Here is a 3126-nt window from a genome sequence, read left to right as displayed (position 1 = left end):
TTCCACGAGTTTTTCTTCGGCGAAGGCGAAATGCTTCAAGGTTTCGGCGGGGAGTTTCTGCTCGGCAGCAACGGTGTACGGCACGTGCAACAGCGAACAAGAGGTACCCACCACGACGTTCGCTGCATCCACGGACTTCTCGATTTCGGCAAGGAGCGCAATCTTCTTTTCGTAATCCGCACGCCAGATGTTCTTGCCATTCACCACGCCCGCAAAGAGGACCGCATTCTTCGGGAAACCGGTCTTGATAAGTTCGAGCGACTTGAGGCCTTCCACAAAGTCAAGGGCGATGCCGTCGAAGCCAAACGAAACGACATCCTGATAAACGTCGCGGATATCGCCGAAATAGGTCTGCAAGAGAATCTTTGCGGAAGTCTTCGCATGGACCTGTTCCAGCAGGAACGCATAGATAGACTTGAAGAGTTGCTTTTCTTCGTCGTTCACATCGAAGACGAGGGCGGGCTCGGCTAGGGCGATCCATTCGGCTCCGGCTGCCGCAAGCTGTTCCACCAAGTTCAAATAAGCATTCACGGCAGAAGCGGCGAAGGCGGCAGCCTTCTTGTTACCGTTGTAGCGGGCAAGACGCAGGAACGTGTAGGGACCGATAAGGCTCGGCACAGTCTGGATGCCAGCAGCCTTGGCCTCGTTATACTCCTGGAGGGGCTTCACGTCGCCGGAGAGGGCGAGCTCGGTAGAATCGTCGAGTTCGGGCACGATGTAGTGGTAGTTCGTATTGAACCACTTCTTCATCGGGAGGGCCTTGACGTCACCCTTGGCTCCCTGGTAGCCGTGGGCCGCGGCAAAATAGGTCTCGAGGGCGGAAAGGCCGAGTTCCTTGTAACGGGCCGGAACGGCACCGAGCAAGAACGCCGTATCGAGAACGTTGTCGTAGAACGAGAAATCGTTGGACGGAATGAACGAGATGCCGGCAGCCTTCTGCTTCTGCCAACCGTACTGGCGGATTTCAGCGGCAGTTTTCTGGAGTTCCGCTTCGGAAACTTCACCCTTAAAGAACTTTTCACTAGCAAACTTGAGTTCGCGAGCCTTGCCAATGCGCGGGAAACCGATAACCGATGTTTTCTTTGCACTCATAGTGTTTTACCTACCTTTTTTACATGTTATTTTGTTCGCTCGCAAATATACCCACTTTTTTGAAATAGGTAAAATACTATTTTTTATGCATTCACCATAGGTTGAAACTATGGTACAACGCAACGACTAAAAACAAACTATCTTTTCTTATACCTCAAAGCATTGAAGTAGACCTCACAACCGAATACCTTGATATGACTTTACAACAACTTAAATATGCCGTAGCAGTAGCCGACACCCTGAACATCACCGAAGCGTCCAAGCGCGTCTTCATTTCGCAGCCGAGCCTGACCGCAGCTATTCATGAACTTGAAGAAGAGATGGGCGTGACGATTTTCAACCGCAGCAACAAGGGCGTCACCATCACGAACGAAGGTGACGAATTCCTCTCGTATGCGCGTCAGGTATTGGAACAGGCGGCCCTCCTCGAGGAACATTACAAGGGTGGTGAAAACGGTAACACGATTTTTTCCGTAAGCTGCCAGCACTACTCCTTCGCGGTAAACGCCTTTGTCGATGTCATCCGCAAGTTCGGCGGCCCAAGCTACGACTTCACGCTCCGCGAAACGCAGACAAACGAAATTATCGACGACGTCACCAAGATGAAAAGCGAAATAGGAGTTCTCTACCTGAGCGGCAAGAACGAGAAAGTCATCCGCAAGATGATGCAGAAGAACAACCTGGTATTCGAACCGCTGTTCACCACGCCACTGCACGTGTTCATATCGTCCAAGAATCCGCTTGCCACAAAAGAGCGCATCACGCTCGCCGACTTGAAACCGTTCCCGTACCTGACCTACGAACAAGGGAACTTCAACTCTTTCTACTTCGCCGAAGAACCGCTTACCGCCATCGATTTCGACTGCCCGCGCAACATCAAGGTCCGTGACCGCGCCACACTTTTCAACTTGCTGATCGGCCTCGACGGTTACACCATCTGCTCCGGCGTCATCAGCCATAAGCTGAACGGCAAGGAGATTATCGCAAAGCCGCTCGCTGTTTTCGACAAGATGACCATCGGCATCGTAACACGCAAGGGCGTGACCCTATCGCGCTACGCCAGGGAATACATCACCGCGCTGCAAAACCATTGCAACGCCTAATGGTGATGCAACTGTAAAGGGGGCCGCTAGGAGCCGATAAATGCAAAATTCATCTTATAGCCAAAAGCTTTTAATTTTTTGACAACAGGTACAAGATTTTTGATCATTATGTCTTTATCAAGAACCACTAGTATCTGATTGCGGTCTTCTTTATCTTGCAGCGCGCGTCTAAGCCGAAGGTCTTCTATCAATTTCCACACGTCATCCAGATTTTGATAGGTATAGAATTTTTCTCCATCAATTATGCCCGCTTCATTCAAACCGACTACATAAGGGGAATCCCCTTTGGATTTTAAAGCTAACGACAAATCGATATACCTTCGGGCGCACTCTATGAGCAATTCCGTATCCTTAACACGCCTGGCCGCAATTTCTTCAGCAGAAATCTTTTTATGAAGTCTCTTTTCTGAAAACTCCCCAATCGCTCGTCGAGTTCTCGCCTGACTACATCTAAAAGGATCAACATGATCTTCTGAAAAAATTGAATAATGCCTTTCTGGGGGATCCATGACAAACGGTTCTTTGAAATTAGAACCTATCACATATTGAATCGATGTATAACCGTTGAATCCCAACGTCGCAAAAACTTTATAGAAGACATCATACGAAAGGGATTCGTCAAAATGGACTTTTACCTTCGATTCTTCAGCAGGAACTTTTTTCCTTAAGGCATTTTCCTGCTCGACCTTTCTGATTTCTTTCAATGATTTACCAAGCGGCTTGATTAACAAATCATTGTTATTTGAAATATCGTCAATCGTCTTACCAATAACAATCCCGTTCAACGAATATTCATTGACATTCACATCCAAGACGACACCCCATCGCCCAGGCGTAAGGAATTCTTTTTCCTCGTTGCTGCAAGCGACAAGGAAGAATAGAACAAGCCACAAGATGCAATAGCGAAATCCATTCATTTATCATGAATATA

At 48.4% G+C, this 3126-nt stretch carries 2 protein-coding genes and 1 pseudogene; 1 reads left to right on the top strand and 2 read right to left on the bottom strand.

Annotated features, from left to right (window positions below):
- A pseudogene (locus HUF13_RS17110) lies at positions 1-1092 on the bottom strand (5-methyltetrahydropteroyltriglutamate--homocysteine S-methyltransferase); the annotation flags it as partial.
- Between the two features lie 194 nt (positions 1093-1286).
- Here HUF13_RS17110 and HUF13_RS17105 point away from each other — a divergent pair.
- The gene (locus HUF13_RS17105; protein ID WP_173476226.1) at positions 1287-2195 is read left to right on the top strand and encodes a LysR family transcriptional regulator; all 909 of its coding nucleotides are present in this window, start codon (positions 1287-1289) and stop codon (positions 2193-2195) included.
- Positions 2196-2221: 26 nt separating this feature from the next.
- Here HUF13_RS17105 and HUF13_RS17100 read toward each other — a convergent pair whose 3' ends face one another.
- On the bottom strand, positions 2222-3112 hold the full coding sequence (locus HUF13_RS17100) for a hypothetical protein (protein WP_173476225.1): 891 nt from the start codon (positions 3110-3112) through the stop codon (positions 2222-2224).
- Positions 3113-3126 lie beyond the last annotated feature (14 nt).

Origin of the sequence: Fibrobacter succinogenes, from assembly GCF_902779965.1 — a bacterium.
GTDB classification, from domain to species: domain Bacteria; phylum Fibrobacterota; class Fibrobacteria; order Fibrobacterales; family Fibrobacteraceae; genus Fibrobacter; species Fibrobacter succinogenes_F.
Note: the sequence above shows the minus strand (reverse complement) of the source record. Positions and strands in the feature narration are given on the sequence as shown.